Annotated in this window: 22 protein-coding genes and 3 pseudogenes; 6 read left to right on the forward strand and 19 right to left on the reverse strand. The window is 68.3% G+C overall.

Going from position 1 to position 22203, the window contains the following annotated elements; genetic code table 11:
• The first annotated feature begins 315 nt into the window (after window positions 1-315).
• On the forward strand, window positions 316-918 hold the full coding sequence (locus IE316_RS36410) for a helicase associated domain-containing protein (RefSeq protein ID WP_190207731.1): 603 nt from the start codon (window positions 316-318) through the stop codon (window positions 916-918).
• Entirely contained in the window at window positions 876-1211 is a 336-nt protein-coding gene (locus IE316_RS36415) for a helicase associated domain-containing protein (RefSeq protein ID WP_190207732.1), read from the forward strand. The genes IE316_RS36410 and IE316_RS36415 overlap by 43 nt, the downstream gene beginning before the upstream one ends.
• Before the next feature lie 265 nt (window positions 1212-1476).
• On the opposite strand, the gene IE316_RS30235 is transcribed toward IE316_RS36415, so the two are convergent.
• The 8 genes from IE316_RS30235 to IE316_RS30270 form a co-directional block, all read right to left on the reverse strand.
• On the reverse strand, window positions 1477-1695 hold the full coding sequence (locus IE316_RS30235) for a hypothetical protein (RefSeq protein ID WP_190207733.1): 219 nt from the start codon (window positions 1693-1695) through the stop codon (window positions 1477-1479).
• A complete protein-coding gene (locus IE316_RS30240) occupies window positions 1695-2615 on the reverse strand; it encodes a hypothetical protein (protein WP_190207734.1) in 921 nt (306 codons plus the stop codon). The genes IE316_RS30235 and IE316_RS30240 overlap by 1 nt, the downstream gene beginning before the upstream one ends.
• A 60-nt stretch (window positions 2616-2675) precedes the next feature.
• Window positions 2676-3218 carry a GNAT family N-acetyltransferase gene (locus tag IE316_RS30245; protein WP_190207735.1) on the reverse strand — a complete coding sequence of 181 codons (543 nt, stop codon included), beginning with the start codon at window positions 3216-3218 and terminating at the stop codon, window positions 2676-2678.
• Between the two features lie 61 nt (window positions 3219-3279).
• Entirely contained in the window at window positions 3280-4146 is an 867-nt protein-coding gene (locus IE316_RS30250) for an IS5 family transposase (protein ID WP_190207736.1), read from the reverse strand.
• Between the two features lie 28 nt (window positions 4147-4174).
• Window positions 4175-4588, reverse strand: a complete 414-nt coding sequence (locus IE316_RS30255) for a hypothetical protein (RefSeq protein ID WP_190207737.1) — start codon at window positions 4586-4588, stop codon at window positions 4175-4177.
• A gap of 3 nt (window positions 4589-4591) precedes the next feature.
• Window positions 4592-5593, reverse strand: a complete 1002-nt coding sequence (locus tag IE316_RS30260; RefSeq protein ID WP_190207794.1) for a DUF6192 family protein — start codon at window positions 5591-5593, stop codon at window positions 4592-4594.
• A 986-nt stretch (window positions 5594-6579) separates the two neighbouring features.
• Entirely contained in the window at window positions 6580-7179 is a 600-nt protein-coding gene (locus IE316_RS30265; RefSeq protein WP_190207738.1) for a LysE family translocator, read from the reverse strand.
• Window positions 7180-7438: 259 nt separating this feature from the next.
• Window positions 7439-8896 (reverse strand): NF041680 family putative transposase, encoded by a 1458-nt coding sequence (locus IE316_RS30270; RefSeq protein WP_190207739.1) that lies wholly within the window; start codon window positions 8894-8896, stop codon window positions 7439-7441.
• A 379-nt stretch (window positions 8897-9275) separates the two neighbouring features.
• On the opposite strand from IE316_RS30270, the gene IE316_RS30275 reads away from it, so the two are divergent.
• Window positions 9276-10106: an IS5 family transposase gene (locus IE316_RS30275; protein ID WP_190207740.1), complete on the forward strand. Its 831-nt coding sequence runs from the start codon at window positions 9276-9278 to the stop codon at window positions 10104-10106.
• Between the two features lie 69 nt (window positions 10107-10175).
• Here IE316_RS30275 and IE316_RS30280 read toward each other — a convergent pair whose 3' ends face one another.
• The 7 genes and pseudogenes from IE316_RS30280 to IE316_RS36305 all read right to left on the reverse strand — a co-directional run.
• Window positions 10176-10553, reverse strand: coding sequence for a hypothetical protein (locus tag IE316_RS30280; RefSeq protein WP_190207741.1), 378 nt, complete (start codon window positions 10551-10553; stop codon window positions 10176-10178).
• A gap of 101 nt (window positions 10554-10654) precedes the next feature.
• On the reverse strand, window positions 10655-11239 hold the full coding sequence (locus tag IE316_RS30285) for a hypothetical protein (RefSeq protein WP_190207742.1): 585 nt from the start codon (window positions 11237-11239) through the stop codon (window positions 10655-10657).
• 78 nt (window positions 11240-11317) lie between these two features.
• Window positions 11318-11620 carry a DUF6415 family natural product biosynthesis protein gene (locus IE316_RS30290; protein WP_373311352.1) on the reverse strand — a complete coding sequence of 101 codons (303 nt, stop codon included), beginning with the start codon at window positions 11618-11620 and terminating at the stop codon, window positions 11318-11320.
• A 127-nt stretch (window positions 11621-11747) separates the two neighbouring features.
• A complete protein-coding gene (locus tag IE316_RS30295; protein ID WP_190207743.1) occupies window positions 11748-11930 on the reverse strand; it encodes a hypothetical protein in 183 nt (60 codons plus the stop codon).
• Window positions 11931-12028: 98 nt separating this feature from the next.
• A complete protein-coding gene (locus IE316_RS30300) occupies window positions 12029-12880 on the reverse strand; it encodes a Scr1 family TA system antitoxin-like transcriptional regulator (RefSeq protein WP_190207744.1) in 852 nt (283 codons plus the stop codon).
• A gap of 29 nt (window positions 12881-12909) precedes the next feature.
• Window positions 12910-13089: a DUF6879 family protein gene (locus tag IE316_RS36125; RefSeq protein ID WP_190207745.1), complete on the reverse strand. Its 180-nt coding sequence runs from the start codon at window positions 13087-13089 to the stop codon at window positions 12910-12912.
• Window positions 13090-13138: 49 nt separating this feature from the next.
• Window positions 13139-13228 (reverse strand): annotated as a pseudogene (locus IE316_RS36305) (DUF6879 family protein); the annotation flags it as partial.
• Here IE316_RS36305 and IE316_RS30310 point away from each other — a divergent pair.
• From IE316_RS30310 to IE316_RS30320, 3 genes and pseudogenes are all read left to right on the forward strand, one after another.
• Entirely contained in the window at window positions 13188-13673 is a 486-nt protein-coding gene (locus IE316_RS30310; RefSeq protein WP_190207746.1) for a site-specific integrase, read from the forward strand. The pseudogene IE316_RS36305 and the gene IE316_RS30310 overlap by 41 nt on opposite strands.
• A gap of 383 nt (window positions 13674-14056) precedes the next feature.
• The gene (locus IE316_RS30315) at window positions 14057-14755 is read left to right on the forward strand and encodes a Clp protease N-terminal domain-containing protein (RefSeq protein ID WP_229910620.1); all 699 of its coding nucleotides are present in this window, start codon (window positions 14057-14059) and stop codon (window positions 14753-14755) included.
• Window positions 14756-15738: 983 nt separating this feature from the next.
• A pseudogene (locus IE316_RS30320) lies at window positions 15739-16264 on the forward strand (DEAD/DEAH box helicase family protein).
• Between the two features lie 104 nt (window positions 16265-16368).
• On the opposite strand, the gene tpg reads toward IE316_RS30320, so the two are convergent.
• The 4 genes and pseudogenes from tpg to IE316_RS30340 form a co-directional block, all read right to left on the reverse strand.
• Complete coding sequence (tpg, locus tag IE316_RS30325) at window positions 16369-16926, reverse strand: telomere-protecting terminal protein Tpg (protein WP_190207747.1); 558 nt, start codon at window positions 16924-16926, stop codon at window positions 16369-16371.
• Window positions 16927-16938: 12 nt separating this feature from the next.
• Window positions 16939-19304, reverse strand: a pseudogene (tap, locus tag IE316_RS30330) (telomere-associated protein Tap).
• 1289 nt (window positions 19305-20593) lie between these two features.
• Window positions 20594-21115 carry an endonuclease domain-containing protein gene (locus tag IE316_RS30335; RefSeq protein WP_190207748.1) on the reverse strand — a complete coding sequence of 174 codons (522 nt, stop codon included), beginning with the start codon at window positions 21113-21115 and terminating at the stop codon, window positions 20594-20596.
• Window positions 21116-21764: 649 nt separating this feature from the next.
• Window positions 21765-21929: a hypothetical protein gene (locus IE316_RS30340; protein ID WP_190207749.1), complete on the reverse strand. Its 165-nt coding sequence runs from the start codon at window positions 21927-21929 to the stop codon at window positions 21765-21767.
• Window positions 21930-22203 lie beyond the last annotated feature (274 nt).

The raw sequence follows: 22203 nt of genomic DNA on the forward strand, positions 1-22203 counted from the left end.
CCCTGGACAACACACGAGCCCTAGAAACTCACCACACCCTGCGAAGCGCACTCCAGCAACACATGTCCGCCCTTGTGCGCTCAGCAGCCAATCCCCCACCCAGCCCGTCGCCCACAGCAAACACACCGCACCCCGCAACCACCCCTAGATAAAAGGTCTGCGGGCTCACGATGAAGAGGCTGTGGAATTGCTGGCGATCCCGCAGGAACCTCAGAAGGCTGACGTGCAGCCTCCGCATACATCGGTGCCGCACCCGGCGATGACGAGGAAGAAACCCGCCTGCTGCTCCGTTTTGCGGCTCCGCGTGATCCGGTGATGGTCGCGAACTGGGTCAGCTTCAACGTGATCGACACCGAGCGGCAGGACTGGACGCGCGGCTGGGCGAAGCTCAAGGAGTACGTCGAGCGCGTCGGGAACGCGAATGTGCCGTACGAGCACAAGGAGGGCGCGTTCCCGCTGGGGACCTGGGTCGCGGAGCAGCGACGGGCGTACGGGGCCGGGCAGATGAACGGCCGGCGCGCGGCGCGGCTGGAGAAGCTGGGCATGGCCTGGACGGCGGCCGACGCACGCTTCCAGGAGAACCTGGCAGCGGCCCGGGTGTACTACGCGGACCACTGGACGCTGTGTGCGCCCCGGTCGGCGGCCACGCTGGACAAGCCGATCGGGCAGTGGCTGTCCAACCTGCGCCGTCCCGGCGCGCTGGACGGTCACCCGGAATGGGAGGCCGCGTTGAAGGAGATCGTCGAGGACTGGAACCGCGAGTGGCCAGTGGAGTGGCAGCGGCACTACGCCGCGCTGCGCGAACTGGTCGCCGACGAAGAGGGCCAGCCGGAGGTCCTGCCCGGTGTCACCGTCCACGGCATGGACATCGGGAAGTGGCTGGCCCGGCAGCGCACGCCGAAGGTCTGGGAGCCCTGACGGACGGGCAGCGCGAGCGCCTGGAGCAGCTCGGCATCATGCCTCCAGCCCCGGCGCCGGAGGAGCTCGCGAAGCCGGCCCCGGCGCCTCTGAGCGCATTCGAGCGCGGCATTGCGGCCCTCGCGCAGTACAAGGCCCGCACCGGCTCCGTGAAGGTCCCCAGAGCCCACGTAGAGCGGCTGGAGGACGACACAGAAGTCCGGCTCGGGGTGTTCTTGAGCAACAGCAAGAGCCGCCGGGCCAAGCTCACCGCGGACAAGCTCCAGGCGCTGGCGGACCTCGGGCTTGAGTGAGCAGTAGCCTGACGCGGCCGGGCGGTGCCATGTGGGCACCGCCCGGCCGCGTCAGGAGAGTCGTCGCCGTAGCGCTCACCAAAGCTGGTCAGGACCGAGGCATGATTCCCTCCGCTTCCCCCTTCGGCGGTGGCCACCAGGGCGGCCTAGCAGGACACCGACTCGAGACTCGTGACGGGCCACCTCCTGGCGTTCCAGGTCCTCGCGCAGCGGCAGCTCGACCACCGACACCCAGGTGTCGCGCTTCTCGGGTTCGGTCAGGTGCTCACCGAGCCGGGCACCGATCGCGGAGGACGTATCCGAAGCGTTCGGTCATTCCGACGTAGAGGATTTCGTGGGCACGACCCAGAGCAACGTAGATGCCGACGTGATGCAGCAGCGCCGCAGTGTGATGGAGTTGCCGTATCTGCGGCTGGGAGATGACCAGGTCGTCTCCGAGGAGTTCGACGACAGCCCTGGAGACGGTGGAGGTCCAGCGCAGCATCACTCCTCCTTCAGGTTGGCCAGCGAGCCGACCATCTGCATGGCCTGCGCGCTGATCATGGGCTTCCATGCCTGCGAGACCTTGCCGCCCGCGCCGAGGTACTTGGTGTAGTCGTTGATGGCGGTCTGGGTGTCGGTCATGGCTTCGGTGATCTTCAGTTCGTAGTCGCTGTTCTCCAGCTGCTGCTGGTTCTTCTTGGGCTTCCACGCCTTGCGCAGCCCCTCGTCGGTCACGGGGAGGATCTGCCCTGCGGCGGGGGTCACCGGTTCGTAGCGCTTGCCGGCGTCCGGCGTGCCCTGGCGGACCTGTGGGGGGTCCTCCTTGCCTCCGGAGTTCCAGTACGTCTCGACGATGGCCTCGGACTGGCGGCGTCCCCATGCTCCGAGCCGGGTCGTCTTTGCGGTCACCATGTTGCCGATCAAGGTGCTGGCCCTTCCTCGGGCGCGGGTGGCTTCCTGAGCTCCATCGGCGCCCTGGAGGACGCCGGCGGCCGTGGCCGCGATTAGGGTGCGGATCCTGGCTTCGGCCAGGGCCTGCTTGCCGGTGGTGGTGCCGGCGTTCGCGGTGATGGCGTCCATGACCTCGGCGATGGGCCGCCAGACGGGGGTTGGGGGCAGCGCAGAGCTGCCAACGAGCAGGGACTGGGCAGCGGCGGTGTGGTAGCTGTCCGGCGCAGCGGACAGGGAACGATGCACCAGGTGGGCGACGACGCTGCCGCGGCGCTTGCCGGCCCGGGTCGAGGTGTTCGTGCTGTCCATGTTCAGGTCTGCGTAGACGATCTTGGCGGCGGTGCTGCTTCGGCTGAAGGCCCATACCGCCATGAGAGCCAGGTACTCAAGCTTCATGCCGTCGGGGCGCTCGGACGGCATCTTCATGTACTTGACGATTCTGGCCCCGTGGACGGGCACCTGGTCGAGCACGCCGGCCTCTGCGAGCCGGTCAAGGGCGTGCTCAGAGCGTGTTTTTGAAGTTGGAGCCGCTCAGAGCGGGGCGAGGAGCATGAGGATCTCGTCGCGATCGTCGCCTGCGCTGAGGCGGAGCGCGGCAGGCCATCGGCCGATCTCCTTCCAGCCGAGCTGCCCGTAGAAGTCCTCCAGGCCAACGCCGCCGCGGGCGGCGAGGTGCAGTTGTTCCAGACCCATCTCGTCCCTTGCGACTCTGCGCACCTCTTCCATGAGAGCTCGTCCGATGCCCAGCCCTCGCAGGGCAGTTCGGGTCTGGACGTGGTGGAGGGTTCCCCAGTGCGCGATCAGCTCGAACCGGTCGCGGCGGACGTTGAGCCAGCCTGCAAGTTCTCCGTTCACGGTCGCCGTGAGGATTCGGTTGGTGTCGGGGGCAAGCTGATCGACTATGCGATCGAGGGTCGGCGTCACGGTGGCCGCGTCGACGGGCGGGAACGGGAAACCTGCGGCGCCGCCTGCGTTGGTGACCTCGACCCAGCACTCGGCGAGAGCGCGTCGGAGCTCAGGGCTGGCATCGCCGGGCGACGTGAGCTGCTGGAAGACGAGGGAGTCAGGAGTCATCCCGGAATCATCGCAGCGGCCTCTGACATCGGCCTCGGCAGAGCCCGGGTGAATAGCCAGGTCAGCGGGCTGGCCTCGGTTGTCGGGTCCAGGCCGGGGCCGGCCGCTTGCGGGTCAGGCGCTTGGTCATGACAGTGATCAGGGCCCAGTTCAGGTGGGCCGCCTCGGAGTGCTGGGGCAGGCGTTCGTAGTCGCGGACGTTGCGGCGGGCGTTCATCAGCCAGCCGATTGTGCGCTCGACCTTCCAGCGGCGGGGGACGACGACGAAGCCCTTCGCGCCCTTGGGTCGCGAGACGGTCCGCAGGGTGAGCCAGAGATGGTCATCGGCCCAGGTCACGAGCTGTCCGGCATAGGCGGAGTCGGCCCAGACCTGGGTGATCTGGGGCTGGGTGAGCCGCAGACGCCAGAGCAGTTCACGGGCCGCGTCCCGGTCGGTCATGTCGGCGGGCGTCACCGTGATCATCACGGGGAGTCCGATCGTGTCGACCGCGATATGTCTCTTGCGACCGTTGATCTTCTTCCCGGCGTCATAGCCGCGGGTCGTCTTGCTGACGGTGGAGGCGGCCTTCACGCTCTGGGAGTCGACAATCAGCGTCACGGGGTGCGGGCAGCCGCCCAGACCGGTGCGGATGCGGCGCCTGAGCTGTTCGCGGATCCAGGCCACCACTCCGGCCCGGTTCCACCGCCAGAAGAACCCGTAAACGGTCTCCCAGGGCGGAAAGTCCGCAGGCAGAGCCCTCCATTTGCCGCCGTTGTCGACGATGTAACGGATCGCGTCCACGATGTCCCGCCGGTGCCATTTCTCCGGGCGTCCGCCCGTCTTGGTCTGGCAGGCCGGGACGGGCAGCAACGGCTCGATCAGGGCCCACTCGGCGACGGTGGTGTCGGAGGGATAGCGGCTGCGGCGGCAACGGGGAATGTCGGGCATGGAGGGCTCGGCAAGAGAGGGTAGGGTCCTATTTGGTGAGCTGGGCCAGGGTCGCGCGGACGCCCGTGAGCTGCGCGGATGCCAGCTGGGCCCATTCGTCGTCGGGGTAGCGGGCCAGGTGTGGATCCAGCGTGCCGGTGATCATCCGGGTGAGCCGGCCGAGGATGAGGCGGAACTGTTTCTTCTCGTACTCGATCCAGTCCGCGGGCTCGTCGGAGAACAGATAGCCGTCCCGGCGGCGCCAGATGATCGGGGTGAGGTGTTCGGCCGCTCCGACATCGCGAAGGTGCCTGATCCCCCGAGTGACTTGGGATTTCGTCAGGCTGGTGGCGGTGATGAGCTGGCGGGTATTCAGGCCGGCGGGGCGGGCTTCCATCAGGGCGACGCGGACCAGGTCGCCGTACTGCTCATCCAGCGGCCGGGCCTCCCGGCGGCGGGGCATTGCCTACTCGCCCTTGAGGAGCTGGGCCAGTTGCTCGTCCAGGGTGAACTCGCCGTTGTCGACTGCGGCTTCGAGCCAGTCGGCCGCGGCCCGGACCTTGGAGATGCCGCGGCGGACGGTCTCGCGCTCGTCCTCGCTGAACTCCTGGCCCCGCATCCTGGGGACCAGGCGGCCGAGGGTGGCGACGAACTGATGGCAGGAGCCGACCAGGTCCAGGTATTCGATGGTGTGCTCGATCTTGCGGACGGCCGGGGTGCGTTCGCGGATCGTCTCGCGGACCTGGGCGGAGTTGTCGAACTGGGCCCGGTTGACCAGGAAGCGGGCGGTGTCGTCCCGCATCGTCTCCCTCGCAACGGCCGGCCGCTTGAGCAGGTCGGTGGTCACCTGCTTGGCGACGTCGTCGTCCCGGGTGAGCTCGCGCACCACGCGGACGCGGTCGTCGGGGGTGATCTGGGCGGCGGTGGCCGGCCGCGCCAGCAGGTCGACTGTCACCCGGGAGGCGACCTCTTCATCGCGAGTCAGGTCGGTGACGGCCTGGACCTTTTCCTCGACCGTCACCGGCCAGTCGACTCGCTGCCCGACCAGCCGTTTCGCCGCATCGGGAGTCCACTGCCGCTTGCCCGAGCGCGAGTTGAAAGGAGCGTCCTCGATCGCCGCCCACCGCTCGTCCTCGTCCTGGATCGAGGCCAGGATCTTGTGGACGGTGAATGACACGCCGTCCTTGCGCTTGGCCTCGGGCCAGCGCGAGGCGGTCCAGCGCCAATCCTCGACCGTCGAGCGGGCCACCCCGATGTCGTCGGCGAACAGCTGCAGCGACTCCTCGACGGTGAACAGGTCGTCGGTGCCGTTGGGCATCGACCCGCCGACCGGCCGCATCGGCTCGATCTCCAGAGCTTTGTCACCCAGCGCGAACTGTGCCTTCGCCATCTGGTTGATCAGATCGCGGGCTTCGGCGACGAGCTGTTCGTAACGCGTTCGAGTGACGTTGCCGATCCGGTCTGACACGATGATCACCGCCCTCACCGGGCCGGACCAACCACCCGATGGCGGCTGAATGAGGGCTCCGGCCCAGGTCCGCTTCCACCGTGACGCGGACTTGACATGACGGGGCAGAGCGCGAACCAGGGGCGCTCGAAGCACCCGTTGCCCGCCCCTGAAGGCTGTGCAAAACGGCTGTGGCCTGTGGAGTTTCCGTGCCGTTCGCCTACAGCGTTTCCGAAACACCGTTGCGTGACGCCTGCCGCTGACGGCAGGCACGGACCCGGCACCGCGACGAGCAGTAGACAGCCGACCGCGACCGCTCGACCCCCACCGTCCACGACCGGCCGCAAACCGGACACTCAGCCTGATCACCACGCTGCATCAAGGCCACCCGCTGCCGAGTACGCCGAAGCCTCCGCCACCGCCTCGACCTACACCGGCCCGAGCAGAACACCGCCTCCGCCGCCATCGACGACGGAAGCGGATCACCACACTCCCGGCAGTACCGCCGGCCCACCCCGCCAGACGCCACAACCCAGATCATCCAGCCGTACGCACCTCACGGCCAGAGTTCAAAAACACGCTCTCAGCTTGTTCTTTATCTACGGGCTTCACGCAGAGCCACCAGAGTGTCGAAATTCCTGCCCTGTGTGCCAGCCGTGGCGCGGTAGCTGCAATCCAGCCGGCTCGATGGCGACAGCCCTCAGGCCGAGCCGAGGGAGGTCGATGACTTCCTGGTCGAGTGGGGAGCGATACGCCCGCAGTTGGATCACCTTGGTGAGGTCAGCGGCTACGACACGGAGGTACGTCACCGAATGCTTCAAAAGCCGTCCCGTTTCACCATCCCGATGTGCTGGCCGCCCAGCGTCGCGAGCGCGCTCGCACCCGCAGCGGGGAGCGCATTCGCTGGGGCGGGCGCCCAGTACGAAACGACTGACCCTGCGAAAGAGCATCGCGGCAGGCACGCCGTGACGTACCGACTGACCGACGGGGCCATGACAGCGATGGATCTACGGGCTTTCGATTACGAGCTTGCTGGCAAACGCGATCATGGCGATTCCGCCGCTCGCTTTCAGAACCCGGATGCGACGGGTTTTCCCCAGAAACCAATTCCGCATGGATCCAGCAGCACAGACCCAGGTGGTTTCAATAACTGTTTGGACCACGCCTCCAGCGAGTCCGAGGACCAACATCTGGAGAACGAGGTTTCCGCGCGAGTGGTCAACGAACTGGGGCAGGACGGCCATCAGCGACACGATGCTCTTCGGGTTGGCGACACCGATAAGAAGGCCCTGCCGTACCGAACGAGCCCACGACGTCCTGTCCGGGGCATCGGCTGCGGCGAAGGTCTCGTTCACCGAGCTGGACCGGGCGGCGCGCAGGGCACTAAAGCCCAGCCAGAACAGATAGCACGCACCGACCACCTTGATCGCCACGAAGAGTTCGGCCGACGCTGCGACGATTGCTCCGAGGCCGGCGAGCACGAGCGCCAGGAGCACAAGACCACCCAAAGCATTCCCCAGGACGATCCACATCGCCGACCGACGCCCCGCGGTGATGGCGCGACTGGTCTCAAGCAAGACAGATGGTCCCGGGATCACCGACAGCACTGCCGACAGAGTCAGAAATCCGACGACCAGGCTCAAGTTTACGGGCACAAGGACGGACGGTAGCCGAGGTTAGATTTACCAGGAAAGGACAGTGCTCGCCAACCCGGCGAACCTTTCCAGCCGCGGCACTAGCCCGTACTCACAGCAGATGCTGGACTTCTCAACAATCGTTGCCGCGTCCGTACACACCACAGCCGAAGGCGGCAATGTCATCGTCTGGTGAGCTTAATCTTTACTCTCGGCGTCGCGTGGTCGGTATCTACCAGGATCTACCGGGTTTGCCGATGGCCTTGAGGGTCTCGGGGCGTTTGACGGTCTTGCCGACGTCGTAGCGGGGTGCGGTGCGGCGGTTCTTGCTTCCGGGCGGCCGTCCGGGGCCGGCGCCCCGAGGTTGGGGAACACGGGTGGGGCAGAGCAGGTGGGCTCGGATGTTTCGAAACCCCCGGCGCACCCGGGCCGGGGTGAGGCGTTCGGGCTTGGCCGGCTTTTCCCAGGGGCGGCGGAGGTCCGCGGCGAGCGGTCGGGCGAGGCGGAGCTGGGTGTGGGCGACGACCAGGAGCCAGGTCCAGCGGTCCGCCGCCTCGGGCGTACGGATCTTCGGGGTGGTCCAGCCGAGTGTCTGTTTTGTGAACCTGAAGGTGTGTTCCGGGTCGAAGCGGCGCAAGAATCCCTGCCAACAGCGGTCCACGTCGGCCGGTGTGGCTCCGGTCCTTGAGGACCACAGCCACACCGGTGGTGCCTCCCGGTCCTTGGAGAGGTGCTCGACTTGAAGGCGGACCAGGGTGCCCTCGACGATGGGGAGTTCACCGTCGTGCTCCAGCCACGCCGAGCGGTGGGTGAGGCGCGGGTGGACCCGGTCCCACGCCTGGGCCTCGGCCTTGCCGTAGTTGGTGGTGTCGGTGGCCGTGGTGATCGCCGCCTCGGGCCAGGTCTCGGGCTTGTTGAAGCGGAACTCCGGCCCGTGCTTGGGCGGGTGACCGCCGCGGGGATGGGCTCGATGAAACTCCTCGCGCGAAGGCGCCGGACAGCGCATCACCCGGTCGCCACGGATCCGCCCGACCACCTCGACGGGCAGATCACGCAAGACCCAGGCCAGACGGATGACGTCGTAGCCGGCGTCCATGACGATCGTGATGTCCGGGTCGCCGGGCGCCCACTGGCCGGCCGTAATGAGGCGCCGCACTACGGCGCGGAGCTGGGCGGCGGTGAGGGCGGTCGCGTCGTCCTCGGGTCCGAGCCGCACCACGTCCAGGATCGACCTCCACGAGGTGGCCCCGGGCTCCAGGACGGCGACGAAGGAATAGGGCCAGCCCGGGATGAACTGGGAGGCGGACTTCGCCCGCCCGTAGACATGACAGAACAGCCGCTGGTCCGAGCACGGCGCGTCCGAGCGCAGCCAAGGTGACACATCGACCGCGAGCACCAAGCGCACGCCCTCAAACCGGGGCAGCGGCAGCCCGGCGAGCACCGTCCGCAGCCGGCCGACGTCGATCCGGCCGCGGTTGAGGGCTCCGTACAACGCGCCGTGACCACGACGGTGTTCGGGTATCAGCGTCAACTCCACCGGCGAGGTGACCGGACCGTCGACACACAACACGGCGTCGGTCAGCTCGAACAACTCATCCCGTCGGGCAGTCAGGCACTCGTAGAACTCTCCCCGGAAGCGTGACGCTTCCGCGAACGCTTCCTGCCGGACATCGTGATGCAGCAGACTCACCCCTGGCGGCCTTGGGACGTCTTACGACGTGGTGAAACTCGCGCTCTGGTCAGCACGAAGGATCACGCCAAGGCCGCCCCTACGTCCGCCGAACTCCCTCCTGAGCGATCAAGTTCGGGACGCCGTTCGAGGCCGGAAGAAAAAGAACAAGCTGAGAGGGTGTTTAGTCCGTTTTCATAACCTTTCACGACAGTTTGGGGTAAGTGATTGGCGAGGCTAGAGCGAGCCACGGTGCCGCTGCGGCGGCAGGGACTGTGAGGCCGCTGTTGCGCCCCATCTGCTCCTGTTTCATCCCAAGGTGCTCTGGCTGCGCGTAATGCCTCAACTTCGGTCTTGCGCGCCCTGCTCGGCAGCCTATGGCTGCCGCCTCCTGGGAAGTATGAGTGAACGCCGACGGTATGCCAGCGACTTGTCCGACGCCCGGTGGGCCTTGGCCGAACCCCTTCTGACGAGCGGGCGGGGCGACAAGGCCCGCCATGGCCTCAACATCGGTACCCCGCCCCAGCACGACCTGCGCGACGCCATCCTCTACGTGGCCCGCACTGGCATCCCTTGGCGCTACCTCCCGCACGACTACCCGCACCGGAACACGGTCTACGGCCACTTCGGCAAGTGGGCGCGCGACGGCATCTTCGAGCAGCTCGACGCCCTTCTGCGGCGCCGGGTCCGCCAGGACGAGGGCCGCAGTCTGGAGCCGACCGGCTGCGTGATCGACGCGCAGAGCGTGAAGACCTCCACCAACGTCCCCGCCCGCGACCAAGGCGCTGACGTGGGCAAAAAGATTGTCGGCCGGAAGCGCAGCGTCGTCATTGACACGACCGGCCTGATACTGACCGTGCTCGTCACCGCCGCCAGCATCCAGGACTCCGTCGCCGGCGAGCGTCTGCTCAACCGCATCGCCGCCGACCACCCGGGCTTGCGCAAGGGCTGGGCCGACCGCGGCTATCGCGAGTACCTCGTCGACCACGCCGCCCGTCTCGGCATCGACCTCGAATTCGTCCGACGAACTCCCGGCACCCGCGGCTTCGCCGTCCTGCCCTGTCGGTGGGTGGTCGAGCGCACCCTGGGCTGGCTCATGCATCACCGGCGCCTGGCCCGCGACTACGAAGCCCTCCCCACCCGCTCCACCGCCATGATCTACATCACGATGATCGCCCTCATGACCCGCCGTCTCGCCCGCGAATCCATACCAACCTGGCGAGGAGCCTGAACCGAATTTAAATGCACAGAACGGGGCGAAACAGCGGGTCAAAACACCCTCTGACTGTTCCGTGGCGCTCTACACGAGTGTGCCCAGGGCCTGCTCAGCCATCTGAATGCCGACCTGGGCAGCGGCCGTCGCCCCGGCATCTACCAGCATGGCCTTGACCCGGGTCGTGAACTGCCGCATCCGGTCCGGCTCGGGGTTCGCCGACGTGGCTTCGTCGTGGAGCTCCTGGGCAACGCGCTCCAGTTCCGCGCGGTCCGCTTCGGAGATGCCCAGAGTGCTGCTGATCTGACCGACGTAACCGGCCAGCTGAACGAACGCGCTCGGGTCGATGCCGACGGTGTTGTTCTGCATGACGTTCTGCTGCTCGCCGATGATGACGCCCTGCGCGTTCGGCAGGAAGTTGTTGTAGGTGGTCCCAGGGCGCTGCTGGTTGGTGTGGTCCTGCACGCTTCCTCCTGACAGGGCACAGCTGACGCCCTGAGTCGTGATGGCGACCGTGACGGGATCGGCGCCGATGGGTTCGATGAGGTCGTTCTCTGCCAGGTGGATCAGCGCCTGCTCGAGGGCGGTCTGGGAATCTCGGTTCCGGCGAAGAACGCACCGGGGGTGTCAAGGAACAGGCCCGGGTCGGCAGGCGACCGGTCGCCTGCGGCGTCGTACAGCCACCGGAGGAAGGCGTCCATCGTGTGACGGAGCCGAGCAGCGCGATCCTTCTGCAAGTTCTTCAGGTCATGCACGGCGACGCGGCCTTCATCCGTGAGGTGAACGTGCGGCGCACCGCTCCCGAAGATCCGAGCGAGGTCTGCCAGACCGCGCTGCTCCAGCTGGAAGGCGAGCACAGAGGCGTCTTCGGCCAGCTCGTGTTCTTCGACGAACCGGGCGACGTCGACATACTCGCCAGGATGCTGCTGGGCATAGGCGTCCAACCACATCAGCAGCCGCGCCAGATGGGCGCTGCTCTCGATCGCCCCGCCGCCGCTCAGCGCACCGCCTCCTGCCGTGGTGGCCTCGAACTGGACGGGCACACGTGCGCGGTTGCGGCGAGCTGCTCGTTCCAGACTCTTGTTCGCTTCCTTGACCAGGCCCTTGGCCCACTTGTCGAGTTCACGCTTGTTGATGCCGTTGCGGGCCACGTTGCCCTCCTGTCACAGGTGCTTGGGCGACAGGGTACGGGCGGGCACTGACAGTCCGGCCGTGAGCAGGAAGGCAGGTCACACCGGGGCAGCGGCGTCCAGGCGGTCCAGGCGTTCGTAGAGGGCGCGTACGAGGCGGGCGCGGTTCTGGACGCAGCGCACGGTGCCCTCGATCGGTGCGGACAGCCGGCCTTCTGCCTCGCGCAGGACGACGTCGGCGAGCGCTTTGGGTCCGCTGCCCTTGGGTAGCTGGTCGGCGCGGCGGCGGACGTCGGAGACGACGGCGCGGGCGTGGCCGGTGAGCTGGAGGGCGATCTGCTCCAGGGCGCGGGCGGTGAGGGTTTCTGGTCGGTCCAGGCGAGGACGGCCTTGACGAGGCACTCGTACGGTTCGCGGTCGAGCGGGAGCCCGGCTTCGATCAGACCGTCGGGGTCATGCAGGACCGTGTGGGCGCTGGTGTGCATGGCGGGCCTCGATGCCGGGAGCGTCGTGTGCGGGTGGCCGGCGGTCACCGCTGGGGGTCCTCGCCGCCGTCGGCTCCGTCGTCCTGGTCCTCGCCGTGCTGGCCGAGGAACCGGGCGAAGCCGCGGTCCGCGCGGGCCAGCAGGGCCGGGGAGGGGACGCCGTAGGCGGGCGATGGGAGGCCGCGGTCCTCCCGGGCCGGGGCGGTGGAGTCGGTGTGTGCGCGCATGGAGGCCCCGCCTTTCCGGCTGGTGGTCCGTCGGTGCCGTCGCGCGCTACGCAACTGTGGTCCGGGCTCTCAACGAAGTTGCGGAGAATTGCGGGACTTCACTCCAGGGCGTCGATCGCGGCCTGGATGAGGGCGCGGGCGGCGTCGCCGTAGACGGCCATCGACGCCAGGCCGGCGAACGCTTTGGCGTAGTCGGCGACCGCGCGGGGCTGCGTCACCTTGATCTCCGCCGTGAGCGTCTCCACCACGGCCATGGCGTCGTCGTGGACGTAGAACGCCTCCAGCGGCCACACGGTGCGCTGCGTGGTGAACGGGATGATCCCCAGCGAGATCGAGGCGAGCGGCATCACGGCCAGGAGGTAGCGCAGCTGCCCGCGCATCGCGTGAGGGTCGGCGGTTGGGTAGCGCAGGACGGATTCCTCGAGGAGGACGACGTAGAGGTGGCCACCCTGGTAGAGGAACCGGGAGGGGGCGACGCGGGCGGCGGCGGCTTCGGCGACGTCGTCGGGGGTGCCCTGGAAGCGGGTGATCTGCTCCATCAGGGCTGTGGCGAACGTCGGCCTTTGGAGGAAGCCGGGCGGGAGGTTGGAGACGTAGACCCGGCAGTGGCGGGTCTGCTCGTGCAGGGCGTACCAGCCCTCCTGAACCTGGCGCATGCCGTTGCGGTGCAGGCGGCGCCACTCCATGTACATCGAGTCGACCGCTCGGGCGGTGGCGATGAGGTCGTCGGCCTGGTCGTCGGCGCCGCACGCCGCGCACCAGGTCCGGATGTCCGCGTCCGAGGGCAGCATCGCGCCCTTTTGGATGCGGGTGGTCTTGGCGGGGTGCCAGCCGCACCGGGCGGAGAGTTCCTTCCCGGTGAGGCCGGCGTCCTTGCGCAGGTGCATGAGCCGAACGGCGAGCGCCTCACGGGCCGCCTGTGCGCTGGACGAGGGGGAGGCGGTCGTCATGAGGTGGCGGCCCTTGGGTCGTACGTCGGTCAGATGCGGTAGTCGGCGTCGTCGATGGCCAGGTCCCACACCGAGCGGAACGCCTCCACGCACAGCTTGACCGCGGCGGGGTCGTCGGTGTGGTCGGGCTCGAGGACCTCGCCGTCGCCGGAGAAGACCTTCCAGCGCACGAGGCGGTCGTCGATGAGCCAGAAAGCGTTGCCGGGCAAGGGCGAGGGTGGAGGCGCGGCGGCGGGGCAGCCAGCGGACCTGTTCACCGGCGCGGCAGTTGGCGTCGGTGATGGCGTGCTCGAAGCGGATGTAGTCGGTGACGGGCTCGGACACGACCCGGGCCCGGCAGACCTGCACGCCGCAGCGGATCGGTAGTCTTCGCGAGATCACCCCGAAGGACATCGAAGACGCCGTCACAGTACACACCGGCAATCGCGTCCACGGCGTTCACGGAGCACTGCGATCGTTGTTCCGGGCCCTGAAGCGAGAGCAGGTCGTCTTCCGAGACCCGGCCCGCAACGTCTCCGCCACCCACGTGAAACGCGCTCCGCGCCGGATCCCGTCCGACCACCTCGCCGGCCTGCTGGACAGGGCGCCAACCGCGATAGCGAAAGCCGTGGTCGCCCTGGTCGCGATCCACGCACTGGGCTCGACGGAGATCCGGCGCCTGCATCTGACTGATCTCAACAGGTCCGCCGGCCGACTCCTCGCTCATCGCCGCGGCTACAAGCACACCATCTACCTCGACGAGCTGACCTTGAAGCTCCTCTCAGACTGGCTCCGAGAGCGAGCCGAGCGCTGACCCTGCAGCACCAACCCGCATCTGTTCGTCACACAGGTCACCGCCCTCGACGCGGAGGCGCCACCGGTCGCCAAATACAGCATCCAACTAATCTTCTAGGAAATCGTCCTACAGACACATAAGTTGGGATTCGACCGGATCCTCGACGAAGCGCACGAGACGGCCGATCCCGTCCACCTCATGCGCGTCTTCGGGATCGCTCCCACTACGGCAATGAAGTACGTCAAAGCGCCCACCCTCACCGCTTCATCAATCCCCTGTCTCTGTGATGGCCGGGCACTCTCGGAGATCTCCGGGCATCTGAGCTGACCAAGATTGTCTGAAAGCCGTCAGCTACGCAAGCTGACCTTGACAATTCCAAACTGTCAAGACGTACTTGCCTCATGACTCTTCCGGATCTGGACGATCTCATCGCGGAAGTCGACCGGAGATGCGACACCGCGCACCGCCCCGGCGCACAGGAACAGCCCGACTGGCTCGCTCTGCTGGCCGTTGCCGCCCAACTCGCAGGTCAATTGCAGGCGCTGGCAGACGACTTGGTCGAGGACTACGTCGAGCACTGCCGGATGCACGGCTCCTCATGGGCCGACATCGGCGCCGCACTGGGCGTGACCCGACAGGCGGTCCAGCAGCGCTTCTACGCACCCCACAAGCGCTACAGCCCCGAGACAATGACGGACGATCTCCGCCAGGCGATGGTCCACGTCAAGCAGGCAGCGGTGCATCATCGCAACAACTACATCGGTACCGAGCACCTGCTCTGGGGACTGACCGCGCAGAACAACAGTGCCACCCGGCTCCTGCAGACCGTCAACGTCCCGCCGGAGGCCGTCCACCGGTCCGTCGGAACCCGGCTGAGCATGGGCGCCTCCCAGGCAGCTGAACGGATCGCCTGGACGCCCTACTCCCGCAAGGCGATCGCTATCGCGGAGGCCAGATCCGAGCAGAACGGATCCGACCGCATCGACTGCGACGACCTGCTGATCGGCCTCGCCCAGGTCGGCCGCGGAGTCGCTGCCGACGTCCTGGCCGCGGCGGGCTTCGACCCGGCCGCCATCGACGCCACACCTGCCGACGTCTGAGCCCATCACGGCCCCAGGCGACCACTACCCGACGGACTGCGAGAGCACGACCCCCTGCCGGGACTTGAGTGAGACATATCGCCGAGTCCCGTCTCACTCAAGTCCGAGCACCGCAGGTCAGCACAACACGATGCCCGGGCTTATCCGAGACCGGACGATTAAGGACCCGACCCGGGCCTGACCAGCCCAGGAACCCACGGGCTACTCTGCCTCCAAAGGCGCACCCACCCTCCGGTTCCGTGGACTTCCCCACCAGAAATCCGCGATCCCGTCGGCTTGCCACCGGGCCGACTACGATCACATGATCCGGCTCGGCTGGCTCAGCTCACCGCAGTCCATCAAGGTCCGCTTCGGCACCAGCCGAGCCGGTGCCGTCGACGTCGCCCTTTACACCACCGCATCCGTCGACGCGATTCCCGCCGCACCCCCGGACATCGACTGGGGCCACCTCCGCTCGGTGAAGAAAGGCCGCCGCTCCCCGCTCGCCGCACTGCAACCTCATCAGCCCCCACTGGCCCCAGCCACATGGCCTCTTAACAACACCCAGCAAGCCGCAGCCGCCCGATAACCTCCGGCCCCGGCGGCGCATCGGAGGCCCCCAAGGGCCGAGGATGTGCCGACCCTTGGGCGCGGAGACCCGCCTCCTGTCTGCCGCGCCGCAATGCCGACCTGCTAGCCGTCCAGCCTCTGTGAGCCGACCGAGCCATGCAAATGCTGCGCTGCATCCGCGCTGCCGCCCGACAACCACCTGGGCCACCCGCTGCACCCGACGACGGCTATCATCGTCGGCGAGCAGCACGACCAGGAGCAGTCGGGAATGGTGGTCTACAGGACGGTGCCGTGCAGGGCGCGGCAGTCACCGGACAGCGCGTAGCCGCGGACGGCGAGGCCGTGCTCGAGGGGCTCGCCGATCGCGTAGAAGCTGGCGGCAAGGTGTCACCAGAAGCCGCCCCCACAGACTCGCGCGACGCTAGCGTCAGTGCATGATCGTATGGCTCAACGGCACCCACGGGGGCGGGCAAGACGACGACCAGTGTGCTCGTGCAGCGACTGATCCCCGATTCACGGGTGTTCGACGCCGAGAAGGTCGGCGAGACGCTCATGGACATCACGCCGGGACTGCCCGCGACAGACAACTTCCAGCACTGGCCACCGTGGCGGCCCCTCGTGGTCGAAACCGCCCGACGCGTCCTCGACTACACCGGCGGCATCCTGGTGATGCCCATGACCGTCCTGGTCGAGCAGTACTGGCGCGAGATCAGCTCGGGCCTCGCTCAGCACGCCATTCCGGTCCGGCACTTCGTCCTCCATGCCGATCAGGACACCCTTCGCGCGCGCATCGCCGGCGACACCGTTCTCGGCCCCAACTCCCCGTTCCGTCTCCAATACCTCGAGCCCTACGCCGAGGCGGCCCGCACGTGGCTGCATGCCGAGGCCGAGGTCGTCGAGACCACGCACCTCACCCCCGCGCAGGCCGCCCAGCAGATCGCAGAGGCCGTCAAAAGTTGAGACTTTCCGGGACCGCATCTCGCAGGTGACCACAAGACTGCCTATGTCAAACTACCTTGCTTCGGCTCAGCACCGGGGCTCGCGGGCTGTTCGGGGCGCGACCGCTACAGCTCGAACTCGAGGTGATCGATGTCTGTGAAGCGCACCTCCTCCAGGGAGCCGGCACGGCTGCCGCCGTCTTGGAAGTAGACCTCCTTGAGTGCTTCGGCGGCGATCTGCTGAAGCTGCTGGTCGGTGGCGCCGGCCTCCTGGGCGTCGAAGAGGCGGGCGGCGTACTGCGGAGGCAGGGCGACGGTCAGGTGTCGGATGCGGTCCTGGTCCGTCGACCCGATCGGCGCGGTGTAACCGAGGCGGGCGCGGGTGTCGATGACGATGCCGCCGGTGGTCGCCGCCTTCTGCCGGGCCTTGGCCCGGATCTGCGGCTGCCACCGCTTCTTCACCTCGCGCTCCAGGCGCGCGGCCAGGTCGGGGCGGGGCTTCCTGATCTGGTTCTTCACGTACCGTTCGACGGTGCGCTGGGAGACCCGCAGCGTCTGGGCGACCGCCTTGGTGCCCTTGAGCTGCTTGACCAGGTACCGCATTTGCGCGCCCGCGCTCTTAGGTGCCGGGCGTGTGAACGCCTTCTGCACCGCGGCCTCCAGGCCGTCCCCGAACAGGCTCATCGTCGCCCTCTCCTACTCTCCGTTGTCGGCGTCGGTGACGGTGCCGTCCTTGATGTACCGGGCGAGGTTGAGCTCCGGGGCGTTGAATTGCTCGCGGACTTCCTCGCCCCACAGGACGGTCTGGGTGCCCTCGTGCTTGACCAGGCCGGGGTTGATGCCAAGCTTGAAGCCGCCGGGCAGCGGTTTACCCTCCCGGTAGGGCAGGAAGTCCAGCGGCGACGTGCCGTCGGCGGTGTAGACGACGCAGTCCGACAGGATCGCGACGGGGTACTGGCCGGTGAACGCCGCGTGGCGGACGATCTTGCGGTGCAGGTTGATCCGGGTGCGGGAGATGACCGCCGCGCGGATGTCCGGCCGCCACGTCGGGCGGGACAGGGCGCGCCACGGCTCGCCCGGCCGCCAACCCTCGCCGCGCGGGCGCTCGCGGAGCTTGCCCAGGCCGCCCTTGACCGTCGCCTTGATCGCCGAGACGACGATCGCCAGGTCCGGGTCGCGGTCCTTGTAGCCGTCCATCGCGGCGAGGAAGCCGGCCGGGGCGAGGTCGGCGTCGACGCCGAGGTCGGCCATCGTGGCGAGGTAGGCGTCACGGAGCCGGTTGTACCAGCCGTCCAGGTAGCGGCCGTTGTCGTAGCGGACCCACGCCTCGATCGGCGCGACGTCGTAGCCGAGTTCCTGGGCGTACGCCACGGTGGGTGTCGCGTACCAGGCCGGCCCGTCCGGGCGCTCGCCTTTCGGCGTGAACGGAGAGGGCAGCAGCGAGTCGTCCAGCCCCACCCACTCCTTGGCGACCTTCACCTTCGACAGGTCGACGTGGGACAGGTCCACCAGCCATGAGCCGGGCAGCTTCGGGTCGAACGCGGGGGCCTTGACGTGCGTCGCCTCACCGAGACCGACATTCAGACCGTTCGCGCCGGCGGCGAAGGCCATGTTCACGTCGATGCCGACCAGGTACCGCAGGGTGCACTCGGCATCGGTCATCGGCCGCGCCCAGTCGTACGCCTCCTCGAACAGCTTCACTTCGGGGCCGCGCACGTGGAACCGGGGCAGGTCCTTGAGGACCGGGTGGCCGTCGGGAACCTCGCACGGCGGCCAGTTCATCGGGTCGATGGCGTCCTTGCCCAGCGAGCCGGGGTGGTGCTCGGAGTGCCGCTTGCCGTCGGCGTCCGGCTGGGAGGCCCGCGTCGGCGGGTGCAGCGCGGTCATCAGCTCGAGGCCGGTCACGGCGGTCGAGCCGCGCGGCGTCATCACCCGGGAGGCGTACACGCCCAGGACGCGGGCGAGTTCGGCCGGGGGGAGCTGCCCGGCCGCGCCCCAGTGCCGGGTGTCCAGCGCGTTCCAGGAGGGGATGCAGAGTTGGACGCAGGCCCGCTCCGAGCCGGTGGCGGGGCGGTAGATCCGCGCCCACGGGCCGAAGCCGCGCTTGGTCAGCTTCCACTCCGCGCGGACCAGCTGCTTGATGACCTTGTGGCCCTCCGGGATCCGCCCGGCGTGCTTCTCCTCCTCCGTGAGCGTGACGGGGAGGCCGTAGCGCTCCAGCGCGGCTTCGGTAAGCACGATCAGCAGGTCGGCGTCCTTGCCCGGCCCGGCGAGCTTCGGCTGACCGAGCTTCGCCTCACGCAGCGTCCAGTCGACCAGGGCCGGGATGCTCTTGGCGGGTACGTCCAGGACTGGGCCGCCGGTGCAGTACGCCAGCACCTTGCCGTCCTCGACGTCGACGACCGCGAGCGGCCCGTTCTCGAACCGTGGGTCGGAGCCGCCCCCGGGGTGTCGGCCGGGGCCGCCTTCCGCGCGCCCGGGCGGCGCGACGTCGACGACGGCCTGGTGGTGCGCGCCGGACGCGGCGCGGCCGCCGGAGCAGCGGCGACGGGGGCAGGGGTCTGGATGTTCTCGGTTGCAGTCATGGACGCAGCCTCGGACGCCTCTCCTGTGGACAGAGTCCGCGCTTCCGCCGGGGCTGCCTTCTGCGTTCCAGTACGGCACGACCTGGTGGGGTAAAGGGATGCGACCACTTCGTCGATCAGGGAGTCCGGAACCTCCGGCATTTCGCCTGCCGAGTAGGGCCCGGGGGTGAACGTGGCGAGTACCGGGGCCGCCGGCTTCTCCGCCCTTGCGGATGCGGGGTAGAGCTCCGTGAGCTGCCGTAGCAGCCGGGCGTACGCCTCCCACTCCAGGCCGCGCGGCTCGGTCGGCTTCTTCACCGACTCCCAGCCGGACACCGTGGCCCGGCGCACCTTCAGCGCAGCGGCGACTTCGTCCAGCGTCAGGCCGTGCGCAACCCGCAGCCGCTTGCGCTCCGCCGCTGGCGGCAACGGAGAGCGGGACGCGACCAGCGGAGTGCAGCCGTCCTGGGCCCGTTGCCCGAGGCGGAGAGCCTCCAGACGCTGGAGCGGATGATCATTCCGACGTTCACGAGGGGCGCCGTATCTCAGTGCCACCCCGTCGTCGTTGTCGTCGCCGGGCAGCCCGGGCGCGGAACTCAGATCGCCGACCTGGTTCAGGCGGCGCTGGACCGGCCGGGGCGGCGCGGTGCGGATCTGCAGCGATCTCTACGAGACCGCGCATCGCCAGAACGGCGAGCTCCTGGGCCGGCGACCTCCGGCCGGACACCCGCTGCTGGCAGGCTACGGTCAACTATCCCTACTACGCCGACATCGCCCACTTCATGGCCGGCCTTCGCCACGGACCGGCGGCGCTAGCGGTGGACCGGGCCTCGGCCGGACGCCCCGTACACCGCACTCTGGCTGCTGGGCCGCGCGCCGGGCCCGTTCCGTCCGCTCACCGGGGTCGAGACCGACCGGATCGCCACAGTCGCCCGGAGTGCCGCGGGCTGGGTCGAGCGGGCGCTGGACATCGCCACCCAGTCCCGGGTCCTGGAGGAACGGTATGACTGCGGGGGCCGGATCGAGGTGCAGGGTGGGGACGGGGCGCGGCCTCTGGCGCGGTGCACGGGGTGCGGGCGGATCTGGTCGGAGGTCGGGGTGGTGGCCGCGCAGGAAGAAGCCGCCCGCCGCGTGAGGGTCGCGAGCGGGCGGCCTCGGGAGTCACGCCAGGCCGTGGGCCTTCGCACAGTCAGAGCAGAGCCGCATCTGGCGTCGGACTGCCAGCTCCGTCGACCGCCTCGCCCCCGACTACGACCTGCTGCAACCCAAGCCGGACTGGACCCCCGAGGAACGCGCCGCCTACGCCGCAGCCACCGCCTCGCCCTGCGATCCGCCCTCGATCTACTCGCCCCTGCTCCGCCGCATCCGGGCGATCGTCGGGACTGGTCAACAGCACTGACGCTTGGCACGCCGTAGGCGGCAACGTACGACTGGAGACCACCGACGGCCCGCCGTGCCTCGAACTCATCCGGCTCCTGGGCGACGGCCCCACCGGAGTCGGCTGGGAAGTCGAACACAAACGGTGCACCTGCCTGTGCGATCACCCCCACACAGACGTCGGATGCAACATCGACTTCCGCGAGCCCACTACCGGACGATCCGTGTACTACTCCAAAGCCAAATGGGGCCGCACCCTCGACGACCGGCGCTGCGAGAGGATCGCGGAACTGAACCGCACGGCCTTCATCTGACCCCAGCGCGGACTACCGCAGCCCACGACGCTCACACGTCTCAGTTCGCCGTGGTGCGTTCGTCGCCCAAGCCGGTCTACCGCTAGGCGCGGGTTCTCACTCGGGACGCTCCCAGGTCAGCGTGCGCCCGGTGAGGCTGGTGTACCTGACCCGCGCCCACCCCAGATCGTCCGGGTGGAGCTTGCGCGCGTGAGCGCTTTGGGCTGGCGGGGCTGCCAGATAGGCGTCCACCTTCGGCACGGACCATCGCAGGCGAAGTTGCCGCAACTGCTTCTCGTAGCCGCCGAGTCTGGTGTTGCACGGCTTGCAGAGAAGCCCCCGAACGCAACGCGGGCACCCCGTACAGCAATTGTGATCGTGGTCGATCTGCCACCAAATCGGCCCCTCCGCAGCGTCGTCCCCCGGACCTTCGCCGCAGAGCGGACAGTAGTCGTTCTGGACTCTCAGGATGGCATTGACTCGCTCGATGGGGAGGCGGAATCGCTTCGCCTGCCGTACGGCCGGGCCGCACACGGGGCACAACGTGCGACCGTACTTCCGCTCGTCCGCGTGTACCCACTCGTCGCATACCCGGCAGGCTTCGGGATCGTAGTCGATCCAGTCCAGTCCGATCTCCACGACGGCGAGGCTAACTTACGTCACTGACATGCCTGTTGACCCGGCCGTCGGGGGCGGTCGGGCAGCCCTGTGTCGCGCGTTCCCGCCCTTGTCACCGACAGACCTCTGGAAAGGCCCTCACCGACCACAACGACGTCTTCTTCGGCTCGACCGACGACGCCTGGCAGCGGCCCCCAGCGCAGCAGGGTCTCCCCAGACGCGTCACCCCGTACACCGTCGTGTCGGTCACCAGCACCGGGACGGTCCCGTAGGGCAGGACCTCCCCCGGCGCCAGGACGCGCGCCTGGGCGCCACCAGCGCCATTGTCGAGCATGGCGGCAACCGGCGGCACTGCAATGCCGTTCCCGTCGACGGGCATCAGCGCGTACCGGAACACAACCGGCGTGCCGGTGCCCGGGGTCGTAGTCACCGGTTGGGCGGTCAAGCCAACTCCCCCTGATTGCATGTCCTTACGTCACGTTAGTGGACTCTTGGGACCACTGAGGTTAGCGTGAACCCCTGTCAGACCCGGTGGGGTTTTCGTGTAGCCGGAGGTCGGGACGCAGATGTTGCTCTACGGCAGCGAGCGCCAGCGGGGGCTTTGCCCGCAAAGGAGAGATTGCAGCAAGTGAGCCTAACACCCGGGAACCACACCGGTTTCTGTACGCCGTCACGGGTCGCCGGGCATGGCCACGGAGTAGCCGGTCACATTGCCGTCCGGAGCGATCCTCTGCTTCACGCGCAGTCCGGCCGTGGCGAGCTGCTCGAAGAAGTCAGCGTCGCTCACGGCGGCCGCCGCCGTCTCACGCACGGCGCGCTGGAGTGTCTCGCGCACCGGCTCGGATAGACCTCTGCGGACTGCCTTCTCCGCTTCACTGGTCTTCGACCACCTGCGCGCGGTGCCGTCGGCGTGCTCGTCCATGACGTGGCGACGGCCTACGGTCGCGACTCATAATCGCGGCGAGCGTGCAGGCGTGATGTCAAGCGCGAACACGGGTCGTCGAGGCCGTAGCGGGGCAGGAGCCGGCGGACTGCCCCAAGTGTGCCGGTGAGCTTGGCCAGGCGCACGCAGTTGGCAGGAGCCGCTCCTTCGACGGAGTGAACCCACC

Origin of the sequence: Streptomyces fumanus, from assembly GCF_014655295.1 — a bacterium.
In the GTDB taxonomy this organism is placed as follows: domain Bacteria; phylum Actinomycetota; class Actinomycetes; order Streptomycetales; family Streptomycetaceae; genus Streptomyces; species Streptomyces fumanus.

Excerpts from the sequence above, each read along its gene's own strand:
- IE316_RS30300 (WP_190207744.1), bottom strand. The coding sequence starts at position 12,880 with ATGACGACCGCCTCCCCCTCGTCCAGCGCACAGGCGGCCCGTGAGGCG.
- IE316_RS30235 (WP_190207733.1), bottom strand. The coding sequence starts at position 1,695 with ATGCTGCGCTGGACCTCCACCGTCTCCAGGGCTGTCGTCGAACTCCTC.
- IE316_RS30250 (WP_190207736.1), bottom strand. The coding sequence starts at position 4,146 with ATGCCCGACATTCCCCGTTGCCGCCGCAGCCGCTATCCCTCCGACACC.
- IE316_RS30255 (WP_190207737.1), bottom strand. The coding sequence starts at position 4,588 with ATGCCCCGCCGCCGGGAGGCCCGGCCGCTGGATGAGCAGTACGGCGAC.
- IE316_RS30315 (WP_229910620.1), top strand. The coding sequence starts at position 14,057 with ATGACTCTTCCGGATCTGGACGATCTCATCGCGGAAGTCGACCGGAGA.
- tpg (WP_190207747.1), bottom strand. The coding sequence starts at position 16,926 with ATGAGCCTGTTCGGGGACGGCCTGGAGGCCGCGGTGCAGAAGGCGTTC.
- IE316_RS36410 (WP_190207731.1), top strand. The coding sequence starts at position 316 with ATGGTCGCGAACTGGGTCAGCTTCAACGTGATCGACACCGAGCGGCAG.
- IE316_RS30295 (WP_190207743.1), bottom strand. The coding sequence starts at position 11,930 with ATGCGCGCACACACCGACTCCACCGCCCCGGCCCGGGAGGACCGCGGC.
- IE316_RS30245 (WP_190207735.1), bottom strand. The coding sequence starts at position 3,218 with ATGACTCCTGACTCCCTCGTCTTCCAGCAGCTCACGTCGCCCGGCGAT.
- IE316_RS30275 (WP_190207740.1), top strand. The coding sequence starts at position 9,276 with ATGAGTGAACGCCGACGGTATGCCAGCGACTTGTCCGACGCCCGGTGG.